The following is a 24,399-nucleotide window of genomic DNA, read 5'->3' as shown; positions in this document are numbered from 1 at the left end:
CAGCCGGTATCCGCGACGCCCCAGGCCGCGGGCGATCTCGGCGCCGATGCCCGACGACGCGCCGGTGACGACGACGGTGTTACCGGTGCCAGGTTCGGGAAGGCTCACGCGGCCGATCCTATGGCCACCGGCACAAGCTGGCGGCCTACCCTGATCGGCAATGCTTGAAGTCATCGACAAGGGGACCGCCGCACCGGGCCACCCGGTACCGCTGCTGTTCGTGCACGGCGCCTGGCACGCTGCCTGGTGCTGGGACGAGCATTTCCTCGACTTCTTCGCCGCCCGCGGCTATCGGGCGGTGGCACCGAGTTTCCGCGGACACGGCAACAGCCCGACGCCGAAGCGGCTGCGGGACTGCTCGTTCGCCGACTACCTCGACGACGTCGTCTCGGTGGCCCGCAGCCTGCCGACGCCGCCGGTGCTGGTCGGCCATTCGATGGGCGGTGTCATCGTCCAGAAGTACCTGGAAACCAATGACGCACCGGCCGCCGTGCTGATGGCCTCGATGCCCCCGCAGGGCTATCTCCGATCCGGGCTGCGGTGGCTGCGCCGGCACCCGGTGCACTTTGCCAAGCTCACCCTCACCGGCCGGTCGCTGGCCTACGTCAGCACACCGGAACTGGCGCGGGAACGGTTCTTCTGCGCGCACACCCCTGAACCGCTGGTGCGTCGCTACGCCGCCCGCCTGCAGGAGGAGAGCGCGCGTTCGGGTCTCGACGGGCTGGTGACGTTGCCCAAACCGGACCGGGTGCGGGCGCCGTTGCTGGTACTGGGCGCCGAGGAGGACGGCGCGGTGACCCGCGACGAGGTCGTGGCCACCGCACGCGCCTACCGGACCGAACCGGAGTTCTTCGCCGGCATGGGCCACGACATGATGCTCGAAACGGGCTGGCAGGCGGTCGCCGAACGCATCGACGGCTGGCTGGGCGCCCGCGGCCTGTGAGGGGCATCACCCGGCGTGCTGGTTTGCTGGTCGCGGCATATTTCGTTACTGTCAGGTCAACACTTCCCCTGATTCGTTAAACCCGAAAGGGCTTTTTCATGCCTGCTGTCTCACGTTCGTACTACACCACGGGCGTAGCTCTGGTGGGGGCCGGCTTCGTCGCCGCCGCCCAGCTCGCGCCGCCGATGCACGAGGCCCAGACCCGGGTGATCGAGGCTGCCGTGAATCTGGCGGCCGCGGTGAGCAACGGTCAGGCCTGCTCGGGGTACAACACCCAGGGCTGCGACATCTGGGCCCGGCCGAGCTACACGCCGGTCGCGGTGGACCCGGCCGGTTCGGCGTCGAACATCCCCGCCAACCTGCTCAATGCGGTGCTGAGCATGCCGGGAGCCTGGCTGGACGGCATGAATGACTTCTCCTACGCGCTGGAGGTCACCGGCAACTGGTGGGTGTACAACCCGACCAACGTGCTGGGCTTCGACCCGGCCGATCCGCCGAAGATCACTGCTCTGGCCAACTGGATGATCCCGTTCAAGGCGCTGTCCAACCCGCTCGGCGACCAACTCGCCTGGTGGGGCCGGGCGAACCTGCCGATGGACTCCAGCTGCACCGGCACCGTGGGCCCGGCCTGCAGTGATATCGCCCCGATCTTCAGCAAGATGTTCCTGGCTCCGGCCTGGACGCTGGCCGCGGGCTACCAGTTCCCGACGCTGTTCAATCCGGTCAGCGAAGCTGAAGGGGCGATCGGCGAGGAGATTCCCGGCTCCACCGGCGCGGAGGTTCCGTGGTCGGGTGCGTACGTGCAGCTCGACGCGATGGATCCGATCAACTCGCTGATCAACTACCTGCAGGCCGACCCGTCGCTGAACGCGCCGAAGTCCTTCACGATGGACGATGTCGCCGCCTCGCTGGACCGCTTCGTCAAGGCCCTCGTGCTGGCCTTCAATCCGATCGTCCCGATGAGCTACCTGCTGAAGGGCTGGCCCTACACCGCCCTGACGCCGCTGTTCCTCCCGTTCGTCCCGCTGGCCTGCCCGCAGTGCAACCCGGAGAATCCCGGCGGTCCGCCGCTCGCACCGTCGTCGGCCGCCGCCGAGGCGCCCTCGGTGACCACTCTGGTCGCCGACGTCTCCGCTGAAACGTCGCCCGCCTCGCCGGTGAGCAACGTGGCCCCGACGGAGCCCGCTGCCGACAGCGCGGAGCCCGAGGCCGCCGCCACCGGCGACCGGTCCGAGTCGGGCACCCCGGCCGCCGTCGCGGCCTCGCGCACGGAGACGGAATCGGCGGCCGCCGCCGACTCGGTGCCGGCCGCTCCGGTGGAGGAAGCCGACAACACCGCTCCCGAGGAGACGGCCGCTCCGGCCGACCTGACCGATCCCGCCGAGCCTGCGGAAGCCGCCGAGCCCGCGGAAGCCGCCGAGCCCGTGGAAGCCGCTGAGCCGGCCGAAGCCGCCGAGCCTGCGGAAGCCGCCGAGCCGGCCGAAGCCGCTGAGCCGGCCGACACGAGGCACCGGGGCGCGCCGTCCCGTTCGAGCGCCGCGGCGGACAGCCCGGGATCGGACCAGGACGGGGCCGACGCCGGTTCCGGTGCCGGCCGTTCGGCCGGAACCCCCGACTAGCCAATCCGTTAGGATCGCCGGAGTGAGTGCCGAACTGCTCGATGCCGTCATCGTCGGGGCCGGCTTCGGCGGGATGGGCGCGGCGATCCAGCTCAACAGACTGGGCTACGACAACCTGGTGATCGTCGACCGCGAGGACGATCTCGGCGGTACCTGGCACGTCAACCACTACCCGGGTCTGACCGTCGACGTCCCGTCGACCACCTACTCCTACTGGTTCGAGCCCAACCCGTTCTGGTCGCGGCTGTATGCGCCCGGCCGGGAGCTGAAGCGCTACGCCGAGCACGTCGCCGACAAGTACAACCTGCGCCGGTACCTGCGGCTGAACACCGTCGTCGGCGGGGCCCGCTGGGATGAGGACGCCAACCAGTGGGTCGTCACCCTCGCCGGTGGCGAGACGTTGCGCGCCCGATTCCTGATCGCCGCCACCGGGTATCTGTGCCAGCCGAAGATGCCCGACATCCCCGGCCTGGAGACCTTCGCCGGCAAGGTGATTCACGCCGCCAAGTGGGACGACAGCTACTCGATGCAGGGGCGTCGGGCAGCCGTGGTCGGCACCGGTTCGACTGGCGTGCAGCTGATTCCGGAGTTGGCCAAGCAGACCGCGGACCTCACCGTCTACCAGCGCACCCCGATCTGGGTGCTGCCCAAGCTGGATTTCGGGTTCGCACCCGCTGTCCAGCGGACGTTCGCCCGCCGCCCGATCACGCAGCAGGCCATTCGCCGCACCACCGACAACTTCACCGATCTGCTGGTTCTGATCGCGATGTGGAAGTACCGGTACTTCAAGCCGATCAACAAATTCGCCGGCCTGGTCGGGGGGGTGCACCGATTTGTGTCGCTGCGGGACAAGAAACTTCGCCGCGCGCTGACCCCGCACTACGACTACGGCTGTAAGCGCCCGACGTTGTCGAATTCCTACTACCGGGCATTCAACAAACCCAACGTTCACCTGGAGACGGCCGGGATCGAGCGGATCGAGCCAGACGGTGTGATCTCCCGGGACGGCACCAAACGGGTTGTCGACACACTGGTGTTCGCGACCGGATTCGACGTCTGGAACAGCAACCTGCCGGCGATCGAGGTGATCGGCCGCGACGGCCGGAATCTCGGAAAATGGTGGCGGGAGAACAAGTTCCAGGCCTACGAGGGTTTGACGGTGCCCGGGTTCCCGAATTTCCTGTCGCTGTCGAGTCCGTACGCCTGGGTGGGGATGTCCTGGTTCGACACCGTCGAGTGCCAGATGCGCCATATGAATCGGCTCTTCGGCGAGTTGCAAGGCCGCGGGGCCAGCACATTCGAGGTGACCGACGAGGCCAATGACCGCTTCCTGAAACGGATGAACGAACTGCTGGGCGATTCGGTTTTCATGCTCGGAAACTGCGCGACGTCCAATTCCTACTGGTTCAGCGGTTCTGGCGAAGCTCCGCTGTTCCGGCCGACATCGATTCGCAGTGCGGTCAGGGAGCAGGACCGCTTCCCGCTGACCGACTACGCGATCGCCTAATTGACGCACAAGAAATAGCGGTAGTTCACGGCTCGCCGAATCGAGCCTTTTCCAAGGCGTTTTCGGCGTCCGGTCACCATTGCGGTAACCTTACTATTTGCTGCGGGGGCTTTAGTGCAGCGCAACCTCGATCTCAGGGAGGCGTCATGTCTGCTGCGGTGCGCGCTTATCTGGCGGCGGGGGTGGCGGCGATGAGCGTCGGCACGCTGACCGTGACCACAGAGGGGCCGCCCGCCGGCGCCCCGCGTGCGGGTGACCTGAGCTACGCCCTCGCGGCGCAGTCCTCGTCACTGTTGAACGTCCCGGCGAATCTGTTCGCCATGGTGTTGAGCATGCCGGCCTGGGAGTTCCAGGCCGCTGACCGGTTGGCCGACGCGATGATCGCCACCGGCAGCTGGCAGGTGTGGGGTCCCACCAACGTCGGTGGGTTCGATGAGCAGGACCCGCCGAAGCTCAAAGCCGCCGTCGACATGCTGATGCCGGTCGCGCCGTTCTCCTCGGTGTTCGGCACCCAGCTCAGCTGGTGGGCGCAGGCGAACCTGCCGATGAACGCCGGTTGCGCGGCGGTGCCCGGCGCGTGTCCGGATATCACCGCGTTCATGAAAGGCACCTTCACGGTCCCGTTGTCCACTCTCCAGGACGGCTATCGGTTCCCGACCTCGACGAATCCGTTCACCCTGCAACCGACGACGTGGTCGGGGCAGAGCGTGCAGATGACGCCGGGCGCCGAGTTCATCGCATTGTGGAACTACCTGACGGGGCCGCCGGCGAAGATCGAAACGATGCCGCTCGGCGAAATGGCCCGGGCCACAGGCAAACTCACGAAGTCGATGGTCGACGCCTTCTACCCGTTCGTCCAGAACAGCGAGTGGTACAACCCGCGGACGCCGTTCTCGAAACTGTCCACCGCACTGGCGCCGGCACTGTGCCCGTCGTGCGATCCCGAAAACCCGTACGACAACCAGTGGCTCTACGAGAATTACCCGCCGAGCCCGTCGGCCGCGCTCCAGCCACGGATGGTTGCTCCGGCTGCGGCTGCCACCGCGACAGACAGTTCGCCGACTGCGACGCCGTCAGCGACGCCCGACCCGGATTTCGACGTCACCGCCGCTGCGCCGGTGGATGAGCCCGCCGTCACGTCGCCGGCTGCCACCCGGCCAGCCCGGTCGGCCGAGCCCGAGGTTCGTTCGGGGGCAAGCAGTGTCGGATCGAACGCCGCGGATTCCGCCTCCCGTACGGTCGATCGGCAGCCGAATCGGCACCGCCGCCAATGATCGATCATTCCGACGAAATGCTGGATGTGCGTCACAGTGCACCGGAGCCCGTGACGGTGCGATCCCGGCGCGGTCCGCTGCCCCTGGTGGCGCTGTCCTGGGTGTTCTGTTCCTGATCGCGAACATCGTCACCATGAATCGTTTTTCCGACGGTGTTCTTCACGCCGAGTGTGCAGTCCGCCATGTCTCTGCTGCTGATGATCGTCAGCGTGGTGATCTGCGTGCTGCTGATCGTCGCCGCCGTGGCGCTGCGGCGCACCGGGGTCGACGACGGGTCCAAGGACCGTGACGAGATCCGCTGCACCGTCAACGCCGTGCTCGGACGCTGACCGCTACCTGACTCCGGGTTCGCCGCTGACCTCGATCAGGGTCTCTTCGTCGCAGAGTCCCATCTCGCAGGCCAGCGCGGCGGCGGCGGTGGCGTCCGCAACGAGGTACAGCGGAATTCCCTCGTCCCGCAGGACGGCTGCGCGGGATCGCACGACGGTGTTGCGTTCGTCGTCGTCGTCGCCGACCTGACGGATGAGGATCAGTGCGACGCGGCCGGGGAATTCGCGCGCCATCTCCTCGTAGGTGAGGGCGTCGCGTTGGCCGCTGTCGCCGACCAGGACGAACTGCATGCCCGGGTACGCAGCCAGCAGCCGGCGGATCGCCGCCCGTTTGTGCTCGGCGCCACTGCGTCGCAGATAGCGTTCGGTCGGCCCCCAGTCGGTGAGGAACATCGGCCCGACCGGGAATCCTCGCAGCTGGACGAACTCCTGCAGCGTGGGATAGAACGACCAGCTTCCGGTCGAGACGTAGAAGAACGTCGGCTCCGGCTTGCGGTTCCCGGTCGGTGACGGCACGCCGCGGGCCAGCCCCCGGTACAGCGCCGACATCCCCGGGATCGCAGCGCGTTCACTGGCCTCCCGCAGCACCGTGCGGGCCACCATGGCGACGCCTTCGGTCAGCCCGGTCAGCAGGATCGTGTCGTCGATGTCGGAGACCACCAGGAACGGCGCCTTCAGCGACGGCTTGACGACCCGCCCTGTGGCCGAAGCGGTTTCGCCGCCCTCGATGGGTGTGGTCACCGCGTGGGCCTGATGCCATCCGGTGCGCAGCTTGGGCACCGGGAGCGAGAAGCTGGCGAACCCGTGGCTATCGGTGACCTCGGTGGCGGTGTGCTGACCGATCCGCAGTTGCACCTCGGCGCCGACGATGCACAACGCCGCGTGCCGGCGCAGATTCGCCTGCGCCACCTCCCAGTAGGGGATGCGGCTGTCGCCGGGCAGTTCAGGGGCCTCGAGCAGCCGCACCCTGACCTTCGCGACATCGTCGGCGACGTAGCCGCGGTAGACGACCAGATGCATGCCGCGGAACGCGCCGGACTTCATCTTCTGCTCGCGGCGGCGCTTGGTGAGGCCGCTCTCCACACCGGCCACGAAGGCGGCGGTCTCGGTACTGCGCAGTTTCGAGTTCAGGTCGGAGGCGATCCGGCGCGGCAGGCTTGGCACGCCTCCAGCATCCCAAACACCGGCAGGTATCCGTGGCGGTTATCGGCGACGGCTACGGGGTGATGGTGGCTACGGGGTGATGGTGGCTACGGGGTGATGGTGGCGGCCTTGTCGATCGCCTCGGTAGCCTCGCCCAGCTTGGGGGCCGCGTCCTTGGTCCCGTCGGCATTGAGCTGCATGACGTAAAGCCCGTCCTTACCCGGGATGACGACCGTCTTCTGGGCGATGATGCGCGCCTTGCCGTCGCGAACGTAGGTGCCGCCGATCTGGATGGAATCGAAGTTCGCGAGCTTGCCCGGACGCGCTTCGCCGCCCCGGAACTCCGGCAGGTTGCGAATCTCGTTGGGCGCTAATTTGAGAATCTCAGCCGGGTCCGCGTCCGTCAGCTTCGCCATGATGACGACGATCGACGGCGGGTCGGCCCTGAAGGCCGGATCCGTGTTCACCATCGCGCCGTACGCCGACGGCGGGGTGCCGGCGCCGGCATCCTGCCAGCCCGGCAGAGCCGGCAGCGTGATCGCCGGGGCGCCTGCGTCGCCGCGCTTGACCACCGTCTGGCTGATGTCGTTCTGCTTGAGGTAGTCCGACAACGTCGGCAACCGTCCAGCGGTAGCGGTGAGCGGTGTCTTCGGCCCGTCGGAAGCCTGCGACTGGCTGGCGGTCCCGGAGGCCCCGGTGTCCGACTTGTCGCCGGAACACCCGGCCAGGCCGCCCGTACCGGACGCCAGGACCAGGCACATCGCGGCGAACGGCAGCCATCTGCTGCGGCCTGCTGGCATTCGGAAGCTCCTTGAGGTCTGTGGGTGCCTTCTGGGTGCCTTCGTACGAGGCGAACCGTGACGAACCCACCCCGACGGCCATTATGCCTGTCACGTCAGGTGCAGAGCTAACCAGTCCTGCAGCCGCCGCCACGCGTCGGAAGCGGCCGCCGGGTTGTAGCGGGGCCCCGAATCGTTGAAGAAGGCGTGGTCAGCGTCGGGCTCCATGACCAGTTCGTGCACCAGCCCGGCCCGCTCCAGGGCCGCCCGGGCTGCCGGTTCGGAGGCGTTGACACGCTGATCCAGGGCCCCGTAGAAGGCCAGCACGGCTGCGTTCGGCGAACCGCTGAAGTCGGGATCGTCCGGCGTCGGCCCGTAGAACGGAACGGCGGCGGACAGCCGTGGTTCGCCGGAGGCCAGCAACCGCCACACCAGGCCGCCGCCGAAACAGAACCCGACCACCCCGAGGGTGTGCCCGGGAACGCGGCGCTGCAGTTCGTCGAGTCCGGATTTGAGGTCGGCGATGAACAGCGGCGGGTCGATGCCCGACAGCGCGGCGGTGGCGGCCGCCGGATCGGCGAATTTCGCCGTCCCGCCCTGACTGGACAGCAGGTCGATCGCCAGCGCCGAGTAGCCGACTCCGGCGAGCCGGGCGGCGACCGACCTCACCCAGTCGTTGAGCCCCTTGTTCTCGTGGATGACCAGCACCGCGCCGATGGGGCTGTCGGCCGGCGCCCAGCTGCCTTGCAACGGACCCCGTGGCCCGGCCCAGCTGATCGGCTGGTGCGGCCGGGCGCCCTGCATGCCGGGCGGTGTGCTGGCGGGCTCCGCCGTGCCCGACGGCGGTGCTGTCACACGGCGCTCGCCGCAGGCGCTGATCAGTGCCGCGGCAGCGGCGGTTCCCATTCCCATCAGGCCCAGCCGGCGCAGCGCCTCCCGTCGTGATAAGAGTCCGTCGACGTGGTCGGTGGCGATCTCTTCGGCGATGTAGCGCTGCAGTGGGTCCACCTCCACCAGTATCGCGGGGTGCGTACCGTGCTGCACAACTATGGTCATCGGCGCGGGTCATCGGTCGCGGGTCATCGGCGCGGGTCATCGGTGCGGTGAGGAGGTGGTGTGGTGTCGCTCTCGGTCACGGGTCCCCCGACGGGCGGCACGAGCGGTGACCCACGCGGCCCGGGTCCGATGTCGGGTGGCACCGGCTACGACGAGTTCGTCGACGAGGCCGGCCAGGTGCGCCCGGAATGGCGGGAACTGGGCGAGCTGATCGCCGAACGCGGCCGGGACGGACTCGACCGGCTGCGGGACGTGCTGCGCGGCCTGGTGGACAACGACGGCATCACCTACATCGACATCGAGCGGCATGGGGCGAACGACTCCGACGGGCAGGGCATCGCGATGCCCGGACCGTGGCAACTCGACGGCATCCCGCTGATCGTCTCCGCGCCGGACTGGCAGGTGCTGGAGGCCGCCGTGCTGCAGCGCTCCCGGCTACTCGACGTCGTGCTCGACGATCTCTACGGCGAGCGCCGGGCGCTCACCAGTGGAATCCTGCCGCCGCAGTTGCTGTTCGGACATCCCGGTTACATTCGCGCGGCCCGGGGCACGCGAAACCCCGGACGCCACCAGCTGTTCATGCTCGGCTGCGACGTGAGCCGGGGCGCGGACGGCCGGTTCATGGTCAACGCCGACTGGACGCAGGCGCCGTCCGGGGCGGGATATGCGCTGGCCGACCGGCGGGTGGTCGCCCATGCCGTGCCCGACATCTACGAACGGGTCCGGCCCCGGCCGGTCACGCCGTTCGCGCAGGCGCTGCGGCTGGCACTGATCGACGCCGCCCCGGATGCCGCCGAGGATCCCGTCGTGGTGGTGCTGAGTCCGGGTATTCATTCCCAGACCGCGTTCGACCAGGCCTATCTGGCGACGGTTCTTGGTTTCCCGCTGGTCGAAAGCGCCGACCTGCTGATGCGCGACGGTGCGCTGTGGATGCGGTCGCTGGGCACCCTCAAGCGGGTGGACGTGGTGCTGCGCCGGGTGGACGCCGACTACGCCGATCCGCTTGACCTGCGGCCTGATTCACGTCTGGGGGTCGTCGGGCTGATCGAGGCGCAGCGTCGTGGCTCGGTCACCGTGGTGAACGCCCTGGGCAGCGGAGTCCTGGAAAGCCCAGGGCTACAACGGTTTCTGCCCGAACTCGCCGAACTGCTGCTGGGTGAGAAGCCGCTGCTGGACACCCCCCGGTACTACTGGGCCGGCAACGACGCTGAGCGCTCGCACATCATCGCCCGGCTGCCGTCGCTGCTGGTCAAGTCGGTGGTCGGCGCCGAGGTGATCGTCGGTCCGGTGTTGACGGCGGCGCAGCGCGCCGAGATCGCCGCACGCATCGAGGCTCAGCCCTGGCAGTGGGTCGGCCAGGAGTTGCCGCAGTTCTCCTCGGCGCCCACGGTACGCGCCGGCGGCGCCCTGGTGTCCGCCAGTGTCGGACTGCGGCTGTTCACCGTCTCCCAGGGCAGCGGCTACGCGCCGATGGTCGGTGGTCTCGGTTACGCGCTGAGCGCGGGTCCGGGTGCCTACACGCTGGATAAGGTTGCGGCCAAGGACATCTGGATTCGCCCCGCGGCCCGTGCCGGTGCCGAGTACTCCGCCACGGTGCCGTCGGTGAAGCTGCCGAGCGGGGCGCAGTTCGCCAGTTCCCCGCGGGTGCTCGCCGACCTGTTCTGGATCGGCCGCTATGCCGAGCGCACCGAGGATCTGGCCCGGCTGCTGATCGTCACGCGGGAGCGCTACCACGAGTTCGCTAACCGTCCCGATGCCGAGGCGCGAGCGTGTCTGCCGGTGCTGCTGTCGGCCCTGTACGAGGTCGCCGACGCCGAACCCGCCCCGGTCATGGCCGATGAGGACCGAATCGTCGACGCGCCGCGGGCGTTGTGGTCGTTGACCGCCGACCGCGCGCTGGCGGGTTCGCTGGCGCATTCGGTGGACGGCCTGGGTCTGGCTGCCAGGGCGGTGCGCGACCAGATGTCCAACGACACCTGGATGGTGCTGTCCGACGTCGAGCGCGCGCTGGCCGAGCAGGCCCAGCGGCCTCCGGAGCAGCGGCCTGTCCGCCGCCGCGGCGACGACACCGCACTGGCGGTGGCTCAGCGCCGCGCGCTCTCCGGCATGCTGGCGCTGTCCGGCATGGCGGCGGAGTCGATGGTGCGCGACGCGGGCTGGACCATGATGGACATCGGCCGGCGGATCGAGCGGGGGCTTGCTCTGACGGCCCTGCTGCGGTCCACTCTCACGGTGCGGCGCGCCGCCGGAGCGGAACAGGCGATCACCGACTCGGTTCTCATCGCCTGCGAGTCCTCGGTCATCTATCGCAGGCGCAACCTCGGGCAGGCCAGTGTCTCCGCGGTGGCCGAACTGCTGCTCTTCGACGATCAAAATCCCAGATCCGTTGTCTACCAACTCCATCGACTGCGTGACAACCTGCGCGCGCTGCCCGGAACGTCCGGCTCGTCGCGGCCCGAGCGGATGATCGAGGAGATCGCCGCACGGCTGCGCCGGCTCGACCCGACCGACCTGGAGCACGTCGGCGCGGACGGGCATCGCGCCGAGCTCGACGGGTTACTGGGCGCCATTCACGCCGCCCTGCGGGACGTGTCGGACGTCATCACCGCGACCCAGCTGTCGCTGCCCGGAGACATGCAGCCGCTGTGGGGCCCGGACCAACGGCGGGTGCTGCCGTGAGCATCCGCCGCTACCGGGTCACCCACCGCACCGACTACCGGTATTCCGACGTGGTGACCAGTTCCTACGGTCGCGCGCACCTGACGCCGCGCGACACCGGCCGGCAGCGCTGCCTGGAGTTCACACTCGACGTCGACCCGGAGCCCGCCGACAGGTCCACCAGCCGTGACGCCTACGGCAACATCAGCTCCTTCTTCCACGTCACCCGGCCGCACCGGGTTCTGTCGGTGGTCGGATCCTCCGTCGTCGAGGTGAGCCCGCCGTCCACGGCCGGCTACCGGTCCGGGGCCGCGTCGCGGCCGTGGGAGGCATCGCGTCCGACCGGTCCCGCCGGGGTGCTGGCAACGGAATTCACCCTGGATCTGCGGCCCCCGGAGATCACGGCGGAGGTGCGGGACTACGCCGCGGCGAGCTTCGAGCCGGGGCGGCCGCTGATCGAGGTGCTGGCTGACCTCAACGCCCGCATCTTCGCCGATTTCGCCTACCGGTCGGGGTCGACCACGGTGTCGACCCGGGTGAATCAGGTTCTGGCGGCGCGGGAAGGGGTATGTCAGGACTTCGCCCGGTTGGCCATCGCGTGCCTGCGGGCCAACGGGCTGGCGGCCAGTTACGTGTCGGGGTACCTCGCGACCGATCCGCCGCCGGGAAAGGAACGGATGTTCGGCATCGATGCCACCCACGCCTGGGCGGCGGTGTGGACGCCCGACAACGGCTGGCTGGGCATCGATCCCACCAACGACCAACTGGTCGACGAGCGGTACATCACGGTGGGCTGGGGTCGTGACTACGCCGACATCCCGCCGTTGCGCGGCATCATCTACACCGACTCCGAGCACAGCGCGATCGACGTGTCGGTGGATGTGGCGCCGTTGGACGGGCCCCCGTTGGGCAGCGATGCGTGACTTCCTGTGCCCCACCTGCGGTCAGCATCTGGCGTTCGAGAACTCGGTGTGCCTGTCCTGCGGCAGTGATGTTGGATTCTCACTCGCGGAGATGGCATTCCTGGTGATAAGCCCGGACGGGGGAGCTGGACATCGCGGCGCGGTGAACGGCGAGGAGTACCAGCTCTGCGCGAACCTGCATCTGGCGCAATGTAATTGGCTGGTTCCGGTGGCTCCGGTCCGCAAACTGTGTGTGTCGTGCTCGCTCACCCGCACCCGGCCCCGGGACGATGACGCCGTCGCACTGAGCGCCTTCGCCGAGGCCGAACAGGCCAAGCGCCGGCTGCTGACCGAACTGTGCGAACTGGACCTGCCGGTGGTGGGCCGCGACGCAGACCCCAGCCACGGTCTGGCGTTCGACCTGTTGTCCAGCGCCGATCAGAAGGTGTCCACCGGGCATGCCGACGGGGTCATCACGCTGGATCTGGCCGAGGGCGATGACGTGCACCGGGAGCGGTTGCGGGTGGAGATGGCCGAGCCGTACCGAACCCTGTTGGGGCACTTCCGCCATGAGATCGGCCACTACTACTTCTTCCGGCTGGTCGACGGTTCGCCGGAGCGCCTCGCCGAATTCCAGCGCCTGTTCGGCGATCCCGACGCCGATTACCAGGCCGCCGTGCAACGCCACTACCGCGAGGGGGCGCCGAAGGGGTGGGAACAGGATTACGTGTCCTCCTACGCCACCATGCATCCCGCGGAGGATTGGGCCGAGACGTTCGCGCACTATCTGCACATCCGGGGCACCCTGGACACCGCCGCCGCCTACGGTCTGGCACCGGCCTCCGCGACCTACCAGCGCAGGATTCTGGGGCCCAGCGGCTTCGACACGATCATCGACATGTGGCTGCCGCTGGTGTGGCCGCTGAACATGGTGAACCGCGCGATGGGCAAGCCGGATCTTTATCCGTTCGTGCTGGCGGTGCCGGTCCTGGAGAAGATGCGGTTCATCCACACCATGGTCGACGAAGGGTCACGGCCGGGCTGAGGTGCCGGGGCTGAAGCTCATCGGGGTGCGGGTGACATTGATGCGGGGGCCGTCGGAATCGGCCGGCGCGCGCTCGACGGCCGGGGGCTCCGCCGGTGGCGGGGGTGGCGGCTCGGCGGGTTGCTCGACGACCGGCGGCGGCTCGGCCGTTGCCGACGGCGTCGTTGACTCGGTGGTCGACGGGCCCGTACTGGTCCGGCGCTGCGCCGGAGGCGGTTGCGGCGCGGCACTGGGACTCGGTGTGGCCGTTCTGGTGTTCAGTTGCGGGCTGGTCGGGATATCCCCGCCGAACCGACCGCCGACCAGCAGCGCCGTCGCCACCACCAGTACCGCCGCGGCCGCGCCGATCAGTGCCAGCAGCAATCCCGGACTGCGGTACCAGGGCGGGGAAACCTTCTGCGGCGCCGGCGGAACCGGGTAGGAGTCCCACTCCCATTCGCGGTCCCACTCGCGGTCCCATTGGCCGGCCCACTGGTCGTTCCATTCGTTGTAGCCGCCGTCGGCGTAGAAATCGTCGGCGTAGAAATCGTCGGCGTAGAAATCGTCGGCGGCGACCGGCCGGACATCGAGGTCGGCGTCCGGGACTGCCCGCTGGTCGGTCATGACGAGCCTCAGTAAGTACCCACGACGAGGGCCGCCGCAGCCGGGTGGCCGGCGGAATGCCCCGGTTCGCCGGGTTGCCCCTGCCGGCTGGGGCGCATGGCCCACAGCGCCAGGAGGGCGATCAAGACCAGCAGAGCCAGCCCGGCGATCACCCATCCCTTCCAGTTCCGGTCGCCCGGGGGATGAGGTTGCATGCCGCGATGATACGCAAGCGAAAGGCCTTGGGAACCGACCTCGACCTGCTGACCGGCGCCGCCACGTCAGTCCTTGCGGCGCATCCGGCGGGTGACGAAGAAGCCGACGACCATCAGCGCCGAAGTTCCCGAACCGCTGGAGACCTGGTAGCCGATGTCTTGCAGGATGCCGAGTTCCACCGGACTCAGCGTGCGGATGTTGGTCCCCGTGGTGCTGACGGCGTTCATCAGCTTTCTGCGCGAGCCGCTGAACACGGCGTCGTTGAGATGGGACAGTGAGCTTCCCGAGGTCCACGTGCTGGGCGTGTACAGCGACACCAGTCCGTTATTGGCCGCGACCGCGTTCGGTCCGCTGAAGTACAGCCCGCCGTTGCCGCCGGTGAGGTTGGTGTTGTAGGCGGGGTTCCAGCTGTAGGTCGTCGAGATGACTTCTGTCCCAGCAGAGTTCACCAGATAACCGTCGTACACGGTCCAGATCCGGCCGGTGTTGGAACTCGGTGCGTCGACGTAGGACAGGAAGCCGAAGGTGTGCAGGAGTTCGTGCATCGCGATCGACTGGAAGTCGTACTGGGTGCTGCCGACGGTGTTGCCGTACCCCCAGGGTTTGCCCATGTTCCAGTCGATGGTCCCGTCAGCCGCCGCTCCGTTGGCGTCGACTCCGTTCTGGATCTTGTTCTGCACGACGGTGTTCATGAAGCCGGTGTTGATGAAGCCGGCTTGCGGGGCGACGAAGTCGCTGCCCGCGGTTGCCAGCGTCGAGGACAGCGGCGAATTCCGGGCGGTGACGGCGTAGGTGATGACCACCGGCGAGGAGACCACGACGGAGGACGCCAGCTTCGCGGCCGCGGCCTCCAGCGCCGCCCGGGCCTCCGGGGTCCAGTACTGCGATCCGCTGCCGTAGAGGAATTGGAAGCGCAGCGCCGCTGCGCTCAGCGCGCTCTGGGTCACGGCGACGTTGGCGGCGGTGCCGGCCGGCCGGCCCAGGTTGAGCAGGTTGATGTGCAGACCGGTGTCGGTGGCGGTCACGACGAAGCTGTCGGCCCCGGTGAAGCCGGCTCCCGGGGTGTAGGTGTAGCTGCCGTCCTGGCCGATCGTCACCGTGCCGTAGCCGGGGGAGGTGCTGACCGTGTAGGACAGCGGATCGCCTTCCGGGTCGACCGCGCCGAGGGTGCCGGTGATCGGTCCCTCGGTGAGTCCGGTCAGCTGAACGGGGCTCACCGACGGAACTTCGTTGAACAGGCTGCGGCGCAGCATCAGGGCGGCGCCCTCGAACAGCGACTGAATCGGTGCCAACAACCCGTTGACGAGGTCGGTGAACGACGAGGTGGCAGCCGCACCGACCGGCGTGGTCAGTGCGGCCAGGCCGGGGGGCGCGGGAACGGGCTCGGGAACGGGCACGGGAACGGGCTCGGGAACGGCGCGCGCTGCGGGCGGCTCGGCGGCCGTGGTGACCGTCACGACCGCGGTGACGCGGGGCGGTGAGGGATTCTGCGCTGGCTGCTGAGCCGCCGGTGCGGCGGCTGCGACGACGCGGTCCGGCTGGGCGGCGAGCGTCGACGACAACTCCGGCGCCAGGGCCTGCGGCGCCGCCGGCGTCTGCGGTGCGACTGGCCGGTCGGGGAGCGGGTCGGGGGCGATGTCCTTCGTGGCGTCCGTGCTGGGGGTGCCGCGCTCAGGCTGAACTGTCAGCGGCTCGGCGGAAAGCTCCTCGGAGACTGCCGACGGCCACATCGTGGCGGCCGGCGCCCTCCCGGTGTCGGCGTTCCGATGGGCACCGCGTGCCGAGGTGGGCCGCGGAGCGCGGGCGGCCCGCTGCGGGGCGCTGTCCGCTGCACCGGGTGGGCCGGCGGTGTCCGACGTCGGCGCGCTCTCGCTGCTGTCGGCGACGGCCACGGCCGACTGCGGACCGGCCAGCGAGAGCCCGAGCACGAATGCGGCCGCACCCACTCGCGCGGCGTATCTGGCTACCAACTGGGTCCCCCGTCTTCTGCCTCTGAGCAGGTCACTGTGGCTGCCGAATGTAACCGCGCGGCAAATCGACAGTCAACACGACCACGTGTCCGGGGCCGGCGGCGGGAACGCCAAACACCCCCGCGCCCCAACCGCAGCACGTAGATTCCCTCGCGTCACAGAGCCCGGAGGTCGCAGGTGAAGACTGAGAACATCAATCACGCCTTCCTCGACGGGGTGATCGACGGAAGCCGCGAGGACGTCTACTACCACTTCGGGGTCACGTCGTCCGATCCGATCCTGGGAACGCTGCGGGGTGTCCGGGCGGTGATCATGGCGGGTTCGGGCGCCCGCATCAAAGAGTTCGCGCAGCGGTGGAGCGCTTTGAGCGGAGACCCGGAGATCGTCGCGTTCCCCAAGGAGGACCGGTTCGTCACCCGCTACACCGGCGGCGTGCTGTTCGCCTCGCACGGCATGGGGATGCCCAGCGCGTCCATCGCGGTGCAGGAACTCATGCGGCTGGTGTTCTTCCTCAAGCGCGGTGATCTCGACGCCATGGCCGACGTCTTCTGGTGCCGGGTCGGCACCAGCGGTGGCGTCGGACTGCCCGGGGGCACGGTGGTGGTCTCCTCGGAAGGCCTGATGGCCGACCTGAAGCCCTATCGACTGCTGCGGGGCCGGGAGGGTGAGTACTGGTTCGACGGCCATTTCCCGGCCGCCACCTATGACGCCATCATCGCGGCGAACGCCGACACCGATTTCGACATCGTCGTCGGAAAAACCGTGGCGGGCAACGAATTCTTTCTGGAGCAGTACCGCCTCGACGGTGCGGTGTGCTTGGAGACTCCGGAGTCGAAGATGGCCTGGCTCCAGTGGCTCGACGAGAACGGGGTGCGCAACATCGAGATGGAAGGCGCGATGCTCGCCGGCTATCTCAACCACTGGGGTTTCGGAAAATTCGGCATGATCTGCTGCACCCTGCTCAACCGACTGGAGGGCGACCAGGTCACCGCCACACCTGCGCAGCTGCACAAGTTCAGCGAGGACTCCGGCGTCGCGCTGTTCAACTACCTCACGACCAGCCTGCTCGACGGCTGACACTCAAACGTCAATGCTGGCGGCGCAGCCGCCGGACTTCTCTCAAGGGGAAACCTGTGAACACCTACGTCGCCGACTACTCCGCGCTGTTCAACCGTGCCAACGGCGCGGTGACCGCCGCCCTCGGCACCGCCCCGGACGGTGTCGAACGTCCGGCCGTGCTGCGCACCTCCGGGACCCTGGCCGGGCGCATCGACCACACCCTGCTCAAGGCCGACGCCACCCTCACCGCCATCCAGACCCTCTGCGACGAGGCGCGCGAACACCGCTTCGCGTCCGTGTGCGTCAACACTCGATGGGTTCCCACGGCCGCCGAGCGGCTGGCCGGGTCCGGCGTCATGGTCTGCACCGTGGTCGGTTTCCCGCTCGGGGCGATGACACGGCTGGCCAAGGCCGAGGAGGCTCGCATCACGGTGGCTGAGGGCGCCGACGAAGTCGACATGGTGCTCGACGTCGGCGGCTTGCTCTCCGGCGATCTGGCCGCGGTCTACGACGACATGCTCGGGGTGGTGGGTGCGGCCCGGCCGGCCCCGGTGAAGGTGATCCTGGAGACCAGCATGCTCGACGACGACCAGAAGGCCATCGCCTGTCTGATCGCGTTGCGCTCCGGCGCCGCCTACGTCAAGACCTCGACGGGTTTCGGTGGCGGCGGCGCGAGCGCGCACGACATCGGCCTGATGCGGGCCATGGTCGCAGATGCGCTGGGCGTCAAGGCATCCGGCGCGGTGCGCACCCGCCAGGACGCCACGGCGATGATCAAGGCCGGCGCCGACCGGATCGGGGCATCGGCCTCGGTGGCGATCGTCTCCGGGACTGAAGGTGCAGCGGCGGACTACTGATGAGCCTGGACACCACCCTGCTCGGCACCGCCCGGGCCTGGCTGGCGGAGGACCCGGATCCGGCCACCGCCGGGGAGCTTTCGGCGCTGATCGCTCGCGCTGAGGCGGGTGACGCCGACGCGGCAACCGAGCTGGCCGACGCCTTCGACGGCACCCTGCAGTTCGGAACCGCCGGCCTGCGCGGCCGGTTGGGCCCCGGCAGCAACCGGATGAACCGCTTGGTGGTGGCGCGCGCGGCCGCCGGCCTGGCCGCCTACCTGGTGGCCACCGGCGGCCGCGATCTCAGGGTGGTCATTGGATACGACGCCCGCCGCAACTCTGACGTGTTCGCCCGCGACACCGCCCGCATCGTGGCCGGCGCCGGGATCACCGCGATGGTGCTGCCCACGGCGCTGCCCACGCCGGTGCTGGCCTTCGCCATCCGCGAACTCGGTTGCGCGGCAGGGATCATGGTCACCGCATCCCACAACCCGCCGGACGACAACGGCTACAAGGTGTACCTGGGCGACGGAAGTCAGATCGTGCCGCCGGCGGACAGCGAGATCTCCGCCTGTATCGCCGCGGTAGGTCCGCTGGCGTCCATCGCCCAGTCCGACGACTACCGCACTCTGGACGGCGCCGTGCTCGACGCCTATGTGGCGCGGGCGGTGTCGTTGCTGGGCAACGGCTCCCGTGCGGTGTCGTCGGTCTACACCGCCATGCACGGGGTCGGCGGCGAGGTGTTCATGCGCGCGGTCAGCGATGCCGGTTTCGCTGCGCCGACGGCGGTGGCCGCCCAGTTCGCCCCGGACGGCCGGTTTCCCACGGTGAACTTCCCGAACCCCGAAGAGCCTGGTGCGATGGACCTTTCGCTGGCCGACGCCCGCACCCAGGACGCCGACGTGATCATCGCCAACGACCCGGACGCCGACCGGTGCGCGGCGGGTGTCCGCGCCGGCGACGACTACCGGATGCTCACCGGCGACGAGGTGGGAGCACTGCTGGGGTGGTGGATCGCCGAACGCGGCCGGCGCGACGGCACACCGGCCATCGGCGTCTACGCCGAGTCGATCGTGTCCGGCACGCTGCTGGAGCGCATCGCCACCGACGCCGGACTCGGCTACGCCACCACCCTGACCGGATTCAAGTGGATCTCCAAGGTGCCGAATCTACGGTTCGGCTATGAGGAGGCGCTGGGTTACTGCTGCGACCCGACGGCGGTCAAGGACAAGGACGGCATCACCGCGTCGCTGCTGATGCTGGAGATGGTGGCCGCGCTCAAGGTCGAGGGCCGCAGCGTCCAGGACGTCCTGGACGACCTGGCCCGCAAGCACGGGTTGTACGCGACAAGCCAACTGTCCGTGCGGGTTTCGGACCTCTCGCTGATCAGCGATGTGATGGCGCGGCTGCGCGCAAACCCGCCCGCTGCGCTGGCGGGCCGGGACGTGATCGCGATGGACGACCTCGAACGGGGCGTCGACGGGCTGCCGCCCACCGACGGCCTGCGGTTCACCCTGCCCGACGCCCGGGTGATCGTTCGTCCCAGTGGCACCGAACCGAAGCTGAAATGCTATCTGCAGGTGGTGGTCCCGGTCACCGGTGACATCGTTGCCGCCCGGGCCGGCGCCCAGGCCGAACTGGAAGCCCTGCGGGCCAGCGTGGCTGAGGCGGTCGGCCTGTAGCGCTCCGACCGGGTCCAGACCGCAGCGGCCTGCGTCACGTCATTGGTCACGGAGGGACTTCCTTTCCACGAGATCCCAGGGACCGAAGGCCTGCGGAAGGATCTCGGCCATGGTCTGGACGCCTTGGGGCGTCATCACCAGAAGGCCGGGACCGCCGTGCTCGTAGAGCAGTTGGCGGCAGCGGCCGCAGGGCATCAGCGGGTCGCCGTTGCCGTCCACGCAATACACCGCGGTGAGCCGGCCGCCGCCGGTGGCGTAGAGCGCCGAGACCATGGAGCATTCGGCGCACAGGGTGATCCCGTACGAGGCGTTCTCCACATTGGCGCCCGAGACCACCCGGCCGTCGTCGACGAATCCGGCCACTCCGACCGGGAAATTCGAGTAGGGGGAGTAGGAGTTCGCGGTCGCGTCTACGGCCACCTTGTGCAGCGTCTCCCAGTCCACGTGCCCGTTGTTGTGACCCATGGTGAGGTGTCTCCTGGCATCCATCGGCAGCCGCGGACCGGCTGGCGGGGTTAATCAGGTGGTCATGGCCCGGGTGTCAGCGGATGCAGACGCCGTCGACGACCTGCTTGCACACCGAGCCAGGGGCAGCCGGGTTGACCGTCGGGGAGGTGGAACTGGTTGCCGGCGCGTCCTTTTCGGTGGTCGGGGTGCAACGATCCATGATCCGTCCCGTCTGTATGGAAAGTGACGCCGGTCACCGTAATCGGTCAGGGGGCGGTGAAGCCCTCCTTCTTGTGCGACCCGTCGCAGAACGGCTTCTTCTCGGAATAGCCGCAGCGGCAGAGGTAGGACTTGCTGGTTTCCTTCACCACCGAGCCGTCCGCGGCCAGAATTTCGACCTCCCCGGAAACCTCGAGGGGACCGTCGGTCAGGGCCTTGATCGTCACATCGCTCATAGGTCCGCATTCTGCCGTACCGGGGGCGTTATGCGTCGATGAGCGCGCGGATTCCGTCCCGGGTGAAGTACAGCACGAACCCCGCAGCGACGACCCACAGCAGCGGACTGACCTCTCGGGCCTTGCCGACGGCCGACCGCAGCACGACCCAGCTGACGAAGCCTACCCCGATGCCATTGGCGATCGAGTAGCTGAACGGCATGACCGCCACGGTGAGCAAGACGGGCAGCGCGACGGAGAACTCCGAGATGTCGATGTGCCGCAGCTGCGACACCATCATCGCTCCGACGATCACTAGCGCGGCGGCAGCGACTTCACTGGGAACCACTGAGGCCAGCGGCGCGATGAACATGGCGGCCAGGAACAACGTGCCGGTGACGATATTGGCCAGGCCGGTGCGGGCGCCCTCCTCGATGCCCGCGCCGGACTCGATGAACACCGTGTTCGACGACGCCGACGTGCCGCCGCCGAGCACCGCGCCGGCGCCTTCGGTGATCAGCGCAGACCGGACGCCGCCAGCGCGACGATGATCAGACCCTCGATGACCACCAGTCCGCCAGCCCTTAGGCCTTATCGCGTTTTCCCAGCGGTGTCGGTTCGACGACGCCGATCTCGGCGGGGTTGACGATCGCGGCGGGCAGGAACCGCTCAATGCAGAACACGAACAACCCGCCACCGATCAGCCCGCCGATCAGCGGGGCGACGATGGGCAACCAGAAGTACAACTCCGGCCCGTTGGCCGAGTACCAGGCGTCCTGATAGCCGGTGACGAAGGACGCCAGCCGCGGGCCGAAGTCGCGGGCCGGGTTGATCGCGTAGCCGGCGTTGGCTCCCCAGCCCAGGCCGATGGCGACCACCAGCAGACCGATGATCAGCGGCCCCATGTTCGACAGCGGCGGGTTGTTCACCGCACTGGTCAGCGCGAAGATCACCGCGACCAGAATCGCGGTTCCGACGACTTGGTCGGAGAACGCCGTCCAGATCGACACACCGCTGTCGGGCGAGGTGGAGAAGATGCCCTGGGTGGCCTTGGTGTGCCCCGGGTCGACTTTGTAGATGAGGTCGCTGTAGTTCAACCGGACGATCAGCGCGCCGACGAACGCGCCGGCCACCTGCGCCCCGATATACGGCGCGATCTTGCGCACCGGAAAACCTTTGAAGGTGGCCAATGCGACGGTCACCGCCGGATTGAGGTGCGCCCCGCTCAGGCGTCCGGCGACGTACACGGCCATGGCCACGCCCAGACCCCATCCCCAGGCGATGGAGTTGTAGTCCCCGGTGGCGCCGGGTGCCGTCGTCAGCGGGGTTCCGCCGGTGACCACCTGGGCGACGACGCCGCAGCCGAACAGGATCAGCAACATCGTGCCGAAGAATTCCGCCGAGCATTCGCCGAGCAACGGGGTTCGTTTCACGTCGATCACACCTTTCCGCGACAACGATGACTTTCCGCGACAACGATCACCGGAAGGTAGCAACGACGCAGATACGGCGGGTCGATTTCGCTCAGCTTGACCGGGTGTTAGAACCGTGGGGTGGCCCCACGTACCCCCGCCTCCGCCCAGCGCCGCCGGCGGCGTCGCGGCGTCGGCGTCATGCTGGCCCTGCTGCTTGTCGCCGGGGTGGCCGGTGTCCTGATGTGGCAGCACCGGGCCGCCTCCAGCCGGTTGTCCGGCCCGTCACCCACCTGGCGGGCCCCCGAACCGGCTCGGTCACCGGCCGGTGTTCCCGCCGGTCCGCCGGCCGGCCGCACACCGACGTTCGACGAGGCGCGCCGGCAACTCGAGGCACTGCCGGTCCGCGGCTGGGACCGCACCTCGGACTTCCAGCGCCAGCAGTTCGGCCAGGCGTGGAGCGACGACGTCGACGTCGAATTCGGGCACAACGGCTGCAACACCCGCGACGACATTCTGCGCCGCGACCTGAAAAACCCTGTGGTGCGGCCGTTTACGTGTTTCGCGCAGAGCGGCACCCTGACCGATCCCTACACCGGGGCGGCCATCGACTTCGTCCGGGGCCCGCAGACCTCCAACAGCGTGGAGATCGACCATGTGGTCGCGCTGGCCGACGCCTGGTACAAGGGTGCGCGGGCCTGGGATCCGCAACGCCGGCTCGATTTCGCCAACGACCCGCGCAACCTGCTTGCTGTCAGCCCGAAAGCCAACTTCGACAAGGCGTTTCGGGATGCCGCCGGTTGGCTGCCGCCGAACGCTGTTTTCCGCTGCGATTTTGTGGCCCGGCAGGTCGAGGTCAAGACGGCCTACGGGCTGTGGTTGTCGACCAAGGAGAAGACGGCGATGTCTGAAGTGTTGTCGCGATGCTGACCCACGGTCGGGTGGCCGTGGTCACCGGGGCAACCCGCGGCGCGGGCCGCGGCATAGCCCTTGCCCTCGGTGCGGCCGGCTGGCGGGTCTACCTCACCGGCCGGACCGCCGGGCCAGCTGACGCGCAGGCCGTCACGGACGCCGGTGGCGAGGGGATAGCGGTCGTGACCGACCACTCCGATAACGCCTCTGTCGCAGCCCTATTCGAGCGGGTGGATTCCGAATGCGGTGCGCTGAACCTGTTGGTCAACAACGCCGCCGCCATCAGCAACGCACTGACCGACCCGGCGCCGTTCTGGGAGAAGCCACTGGCACTGGCCGACGTGCTCGATGTCGGACTGCGCTCGGCCTATGTGGCGTCCTGGTACGCCGCGCCCCTCTTGCTCCGCGCCGAGCGTGCCCTGATCGCGTTCACCTCATCGCCGGGATCGGTCTGCTACATGCACGGCCCGGCGTACGGCGCTCAGAAGGCCGGCATCGACAAGATGGCCGCCGACATGGCCGTCGACTTCGCCGGCACCGGCGTGTGCACGGTGTCGATCTGGATGGGGATCCTGCTGACCGAACGGATGCAGGCGGCGTTGCGGGGCAACCCCGATGCGCTGGCCGCTTTCGCCGAGCACGCCGAAACCCCGCAGTTCACCGGACGGCTCATCGACGCGCTCTACCGCGACCCTGAACTGCCCACCCTCAGCGGGCACACCGTTATCGCGGCGGAGCAGGCCGCCCGCTACGGCATCACCGACGACGGCGGCCGCACACCGCCGTCGCACCGGCACGCGCTGGGCGCCCCGCGTGAGCCGAGTGCGGTGGTGATCCGCTAGCGGGCCCCGATCTCGCCGGCAATCACAACTTGATGCTCCTATTCGTGTCAAGCGGCCTTGAGCCAGTTTCTGTAGGTGTCGGCGAAGGTGTCGTCGCGCTGTAGGCCGCGTTCGATGCGGGAGATGACGGTGGGCCAGACCCCGAAGTGGTTGGCGGCAGCGGTGACGGTGATGTTCTTGGCTTGCCGGGCTGGACGCAGGTCGGCGTAGTCGGGCACGGCGATCTGGCGGGTGAGGAGTTTGAAGATCTCCCGGGCGATGGCCCGTTTGAGCTTGCGCAGGATCTCCATCCGGGTGTGGCCCAGCGCCTGTTGTCGTTGCACGTAGTTCTTCGTCGGCTGGTGGTTGGACATGCGCACCAGGGCGATCCGGAAGAGCGCATTGTTGGCCGCACGGTCTCCGCCACGGGAGAGCCGGTGCCGGCTGGTCTTGCCTGAGGACGCGGGAACAGGCGCCGCACCGCACAGTGCGGCGAATGCGGCTTCACTGCGTAGCCGGTGCGGGTTGGCCCCGGCGGTGATCAACAACTGGGCGGCGGTGTCCGCGCCGACGCCGTAGGCGGCCCGCAGTCCGGGATTGGCTTCGGTCACCCAGGTATCGATCTGGGTTTCGAGGGTATTGGCTTGGGTCTCGAGGAACTGCACCCGCTGGGCGAGCATCTTCGCGGCGAGCAGTACCGACTGTGCCCACGGATCTGCCAACGCATCAGGGCGGCACCGGGCAATCGCCTCGATGAGCTTCAATGTTGTTAA

At 68.6% G+C, this 24,399-nt stretch carries 24 protein-coding genes and 2 pseudogenes; 13 read left to right on the top strand and 13 right to left on the bottom strand.

Going from position 1 to position 24,399, the window contains the following annotated elements; genetic code table 11:
- Positions 1 to 108, bottom strand: a pseudogene (locus tag ADBZ6I_RS04985) (SDR family NAD(P)-dependent oxidoreductase); the annotation flags it as partial.
- Between the two features lie 52 nt (positions 109 to 160).
- Between ADBZ6I_RS04985 and ADBZ6I_RS04980 the strand changes: the two are divergent.
- The 5 genes from ADBZ6I_RS04980 (at position 161) to ADBZ6I_RS04960 (ending at position 5,672) form a co-directional block, all read left to right on the top strand.
- Positions 161 to 943, top strand: coding sequence for an alpha/beta hydrolase (locus tag ADBZ6I_RS04980; protein WP_526381469.1), 783 nt, complete (start codon positions 161 to 163; stop codon positions 941 to 943).
- 98 nt (positions 944 to 1,041) lie between these two features.
- The gene (locus tag ADBZ6I_RS04975) at positions 1,042 to 2,562 is read left to right on the top strand and encodes a hypothetical protein (protein WP_526381467.1); all 1,521 of its coding nucleotides are present in this window, start codon (positions 1,042 to 1,044) and stop codon (positions 2,560 to 2,562) included.
- Positions 2,563 to 2,584: 22 nt separating this feature from the next.
- Positions 2,585 to 4,069 (top strand): flavin-containing monooxygenase, encoded by a 1,485-nt coding sequence (locus tag ADBZ6I_RS04970; RefSeq protein WP_526381465.1) that lies wholly within the window; start codon positions 2,585 to 2,587, stop codon positions 4,067 to 4,069.
- A gap of 146 nt (positions 4,070 to 4,215) precedes the next feature.
- Positions 4,216 to 5,343: a hypothetical protein gene (locus tag ADBZ6I_RS04965; RefSeq protein ID WP_526381463.1), complete on the top strand. Its 1,128-nt coding sequence runs from the start codon at positions 4,216 to 4,218 to the stop codon at positions 5,341 to 5,343.
- 182 nt (positions 5,344 to 5,525) lie between these two features.
- On the top strand, positions 5,526 to 5,672 hold the full coding sequence (locus ADBZ6I_RS04960) for a hypothetical protein (protein ID WP_526381461.1): 147 nt from the start codon (positions 5,526 to 5,528) through the stop codon (positions 5,670 to 5,672).
- Between the two features lie 3 nt (positions 5,673 to 5,675).
- On the opposite strand, the gene ADBZ6I_RS04955 is transcribed toward ADBZ6I_RS04960, so the two are convergent.
- The 3 genes from ADBZ6I_RS04955 to ADBZ6I_RS04945 form a co-directional block, all read right to left on the bottom strand.
- Complete coding sequence (locus tag ADBZ6I_RS04955) at positions 5,676 to 6,836, bottom strand: phosphatase domain-containing protein (RefSeq protein ID WP_526381459.1); 1,161 nt, start codon at positions 6,834 to 6,836, stop codon at positions 5,676 to 5,678.
- Positions 6,837 to 6,922: 86 nt separating this feature from the next.
- Positions 6,923 to 7,615 carry an LpqN/LpqT family lipoprotein gene (locus tag ADBZ6I_RS04950; protein ID WP_526381457.1) on the bottom strand — a complete coding sequence of 231 codons (693 nt, stop codon included), beginning with the start codon at positions 7,613 to 7,615 and terminating at the stop codon, positions 6,923 to 6,925.
- Between the two features lie 90 nt (positions 7,616 to 7,705).
- Complete coding sequence (locus tag ADBZ6I_RS04945; protein ID WP_526381471.1) at positions 7,706 to 8,602, bottom strand: dienelactone hydrolase family protein; 897 nt, start codon at positions 8,600 to 8,602, stop codon at positions 7,706 to 7,708.
- A gap of 177 nt (positions 8,603 to 8,779) precedes the next feature.
- On the opposite strand from ADBZ6I_RS04945, the gene ADBZ6I_RS04940 reads away from it, so the two are divergent.
- The 3 genes from ADBZ6I_RS04940 to ADBZ6I_RS04930 are packed head-to-tail and all read left to right on the top strand — an operon-like array spanning position 8,780 to position 13,255.
- Complete coding sequence (locus ADBZ6I_RS04940) at positions 8,780 to 11,329, top strand: circularly permuted type 2 ATP-grasp protein (RefSeq protein ID WP_526381455.1); 2,550 nt, start codon at positions 8,780 to 8,782, stop codon at positions 11,327 to 11,329.
- On the top strand, positions 11,326 to 12,231 hold the full coding sequence (locus tag ADBZ6I_RS04935) for a transglutaminase-like domain-containing protein (RefSeq protein ID WP_526381453.1): 906 nt from the start codon (positions 11,326 to 11,328) through the stop codon (positions 12,229 to 12,231). Before ADBZ6I_RS04940 ends, ADBZ6I_RS04935 begins: the two co-directional genes overlap by 4 nt.
- Positions 12,224 to 13,255 carry a zinc-binding metallopeptidase family protein gene (locus ADBZ6I_RS04930; protein ID WP_526381451.1) on the top strand — a complete coding sequence of 344 codons (1,032 nt, stop codon included), beginning with the start codon at positions 12,224 to 12,226 and terminating at the stop codon, positions 13,253 to 13,255. Before ADBZ6I_RS04935 ends, ADBZ6I_RS04930 begins: the two co-directional genes overlap by 8 nt.
- On the opposite strand, the gene ADBZ6I_RS04925 is transcribed toward ADBZ6I_RS04930, so the two are convergent.
- From ADBZ6I_RS04925 to ADBZ6I_RS04915, 3 genes are all read right to left on the bottom strand, one after another.
- Entirely contained in the window at positions 13,241 to 13,858 is a 618-nt protein-coding gene (locus ADBZ6I_RS04925) for a hypothetical protein (RefSeq protein WP_526381449.1), read from the bottom strand. The two genes, ADBZ6I_RS04930 and ADBZ6I_RS04925, sit on opposite strands and share 15 nt — an antisense overlap.
- Positions 13,859 to 13,866: 8 nt before the next feature.
- Positions 13,867 to 14,052 (bottom strand): hypothetical protein, encoded by a 186-nt coding sequence (locus tag ADBZ6I_RS04920; protein WP_526381447.1) that lies wholly within the window; start codon positions 14,050 to 14,052, stop codon positions 13,867 to 13,869.
- A 66-nt stretch (positions 14,053 to 14,118) separates the two neighbouring features.
- Complete coding sequence (locus ADBZ6I_RS04915; RefSeq protein ID WP_526381445.1) at positions 14,119 to 15,999, bottom strand: cadherin-like domain-containing protein; 1,881 nt, start codon at positions 15,997 to 15,999, stop codon at positions 14,119 to 14,121.
- 201 nt (positions 16,000 to 16,200) lie between these two features.
- Between ADBZ6I_RS04915 and ADBZ6I_RS04910 the strand changes: the two genes are divergently transcribed.
- From ADBZ6I_RS04910 to ADBZ6I_RS04900, 3 genes are read left to right on the top strand one after another with little or no spacing between them, the layout of a single operon-like run.
- Positions 16,201 to 17,100, top strand: coding sequence for a uridine phosphorylase (locus ADBZ6I_RS04910; RefSeq protein WP_526381443.1), 900 nt, complete (start codon positions 16,201 to 16,203; stop codon positions 17,098 to 17,100).
- 56 nt (positions 17,101 to 17,156) lie between these two features.
- Positions 17,157 to 17,939: a deoxyribose-phosphate aldolase gene (deoC, locus tag ADBZ6I_RS04905; RefSeq protein ID WP_526381441.1), complete on the top strand. Its 783-nt coding sequence runs from the start codon at positions 17,157 to 17,159 to the stop codon at positions 17,937 to 17,939.
- Positions 17,939 to 19,600: a phospho-sugar mutase gene (locus tag ADBZ6I_RS04900; protein WP_526381439.1), complete on the top strand. Its 1,662-nt coding sequence runs from the start codon at positions 17,939 to 17,941 to the stop codon at positions 19,598 to 19,600. The genes deoC and ADBZ6I_RS04900 overlap by 1 nt, the downstream gene beginning before the upstream one ends.
- Positions 19,601 to 19,639: 39 nt before the next feature.
- Here ADBZ6I_RS04900 and ADBZ6I_RS04895 read toward each other — a convergent pair whose 3' ends face one another.
- From ADBZ6I_RS04895 to ADBZ6I_RS04875, 5 genes and pseudogenes are all read right to left on the bottom strand, one after another.
- A complete protein-coding gene (locus tag ADBZ6I_RS04895; protein WP_526381437.1) occupies positions 19,640 to 20,065 on the bottom strand; it encodes a cytidine deaminase in 426 nt (141 codons plus the stop codon).
- A gap of 76 nt (positions 20,066 to 20,141) precedes the next feature.
- Positions 20,142 to 20,267 carry a hypothetical protein gene (locus ADBZ6I_RS04890; protein ID WP_526381435.1) on the bottom strand — a complete coding sequence of 42 codons (126 nt, stop codon included), beginning with the start codon at positions 20,265 to 20,267 and terminating at the stop codon, positions 20,142 to 20,144.
- Between the two features lie 46 nt (positions 20,268 to 20,313).
- Positions 20,314 to 20,502 carry a CDGSH iron-sulfur domain-containing protein gene (locus ADBZ6I_RS04885; RefSeq protein ID WP_313675601.1) on the bottom strand — a complete coding sequence of 63 codons (189 nt, stop codon included), beginning with the start codon at positions 20,500 to 20,502 and terminating at the stop codon, positions 20,314 to 20,316.
- Between the two features lie 28 nt (positions 20,503 to 20,530).
- A pseudogene (locus ADBZ6I_RS04880) lies at positions 20,531 to 21,013 on the bottom strand (solute carrier family 23 protein); the annotation flags it as partial.
- Positions 21,014 to 21,065: 52 nt separating this feature from the next.
- Positions 21,066 to 21,914 carry an MIP/aquaporin family protein gene (locus tag ADBZ6I_RS04875; RefSeq protein ID WP_526381432.1) on the bottom strand — a complete coding sequence of 283 codons (849 nt, stop codon included), beginning with the start codon at positions 21,912 to 21,914 and terminating at the stop codon, positions 21,066 to 21,068.
- A 120-nt stretch (positions 21,915 to 22,034) separates the two neighbouring features.
- Here ADBZ6I_RS04875 and ADBZ6I_RS04870 point away from each other — a divergent pair, with 120 nt between their 5' ends.
- Together ADBZ6I_RS04870 and ADBZ6I_RS04865 are read left to right on the top strand one after the other, a co-directional pair.
- Entirely contained in the window at positions 22,035 to 22,823 is a 789-nt protein-coding gene (locus ADBZ6I_RS04870; protein ID WP_526381430.1) for a GmrSD restriction endonuclease domain-containing protein, read from the top strand.
- The gene (locus ADBZ6I_RS04865; protein ID WP_526381428.1) at positions 22,817 to 23,647 is read left to right on the top strand and encodes an SDR family NAD(P)-dependent oxidoreductase; all 831 of its coding nucleotides are present in this window, start codon (positions 22,817 to 22,819) and stop codon (positions 23,645 to 23,647) included. Before ADBZ6I_RS04870 ends, ADBZ6I_RS04865 begins: the two co-directional genes overlap by 7 nt.
- Positions 23,648 to 23,694: 47 nt before the next feature.
- Here the strand turns inward: ADBZ6I_RS04865 and ADBZ6I_RS04860 are convergent.
- A partial coding sequence (locus tag ADBZ6I_RS04860) for a transposase (protein WP_526381426.1) occupies positions 23,695 to 24,399 on the bottom strand: 705 nt, incomplete at its 5' end.

Origin of the sequence: Mycobacterium sp. (assembly GCF_044342925.1) — a bacterium.
GTDB lineage: Bacteria > Actinomycetota > Actinomycetes > Mycobacteriales > Mycobacteriaceae > Mycobacterium.
This window is presented reverse-complemented; position numbering and strand designations above follow the sequence as displayed.

What these genes read in the sequence shown, in the direction of transcription:
- ADBZ6I_RS04890 (WP_526381435.1), bottom strand. Translation starts at nt 20,267, where the DNA reads ATGGATCGTTGCACCCCGACCACCGAAAAGGACGCGCCGGCAACCAGT.
- ADBZ6I_RS04980 (WP_526381469.1), top strand. Translation starts at nt 161, where the DNA reads ATGCTTGAAGTCATCGACAAGGGGACCGCCGCACCGGGCCACCCGGTA.
- ADBZ6I_RS04920 (WP_526381447.1), bottom strand. Translation starts at nt 14,052, where the DNA reads ATGCAACCTCATCCCCCGGGCGACCGGAACTGGAAGGGATGGGTGATC.
- ADBZ6I_RS04865 (WP_526381428.1), top strand. Translation starts at nt 22,817, where the DNA reads ATGCTGACCCACGGTCGGGTGGCCGTGGTCACCGGGGCAACCCGCGGC.
- ADBZ6I_RS04950 (WP_526381457.1), bottom strand. Translation starts at nt 7,615, where the DNA reads ATGCCAGCAGGCCGCAGCAGATGGCTGCCGTTCGCCGCGATGTGCCTG.
- ADBZ6I_RS04940 (WP_526381455.1), top strand. Translation starts at nt 8,780, where the DNA reads ATGTCGGGTGGCACCGGCTACGACGAGTTCGTCGACGAGGCCGGCCAG.
- ADBZ6I_RS04925 (WP_526381449.1), bottom strand. Translation starts at nt 13,858, where the DNA reads ATGACCGACCAGCGGGCAGTCCCGGACGCCGACCTCGATGTCCGGCCG.
- ADBZ6I_RS04930 (WP_526381451.1), top strand. Translation starts at nt 12,224, where the DNA reads ATGCGTGACTTCCTGTGCCCCACCTGCGGTCAGCATCTGGCGTTCGAG.
- ADBZ6I_RS04900 (WP_526381439.1), top strand. Translation starts at nt 17,939, where the DNA reads ATGAGCCTGGACACCACCCTGCTCGGCACCGCCCGGGCCTGGCTGGCG.
- ADBZ6I_RS04965 (WP_526381463.1), top strand. Translation starts at nt 4,216, where the DNA reads ATGTCTGCTGCGGTGCGCGCTTATCTGGCGGCGGGGGTGGCGGCGATG.
- ADBZ6I_RS04960 (WP_526381461.1), top strand. Translation starts at nt 5,526, where the DNA reads ATGTCTCTGCTGCTGATGATCGTCAGCGTGGTGATCTGCGTGCTGCTG.
- ADBZ6I_RS04975 (WP_526381467.1), top strand. Translation starts at nt 1,042, where the DNA reads ATGCCTGCTGTCTCACGTTCGTACTACACCACGGGCGTAGCTCTGGTG.
- ADBZ6I_RS04885 (WP_313675601.1), bottom strand. Translation starts at nt 20,502, where the DNA reads ATGAGCGATGTGACGATCAAGGCCCTGACCGACGGTCCCCTCGAGGTT.
- ADBZ6I_RS04895 (WP_526381437.1), bottom strand. Translation starts at nt 20,065, where the DNA reads ATGGGTCACAACAACGGGCACGTGGACTGGGAGACGCTGCACAAGGTG.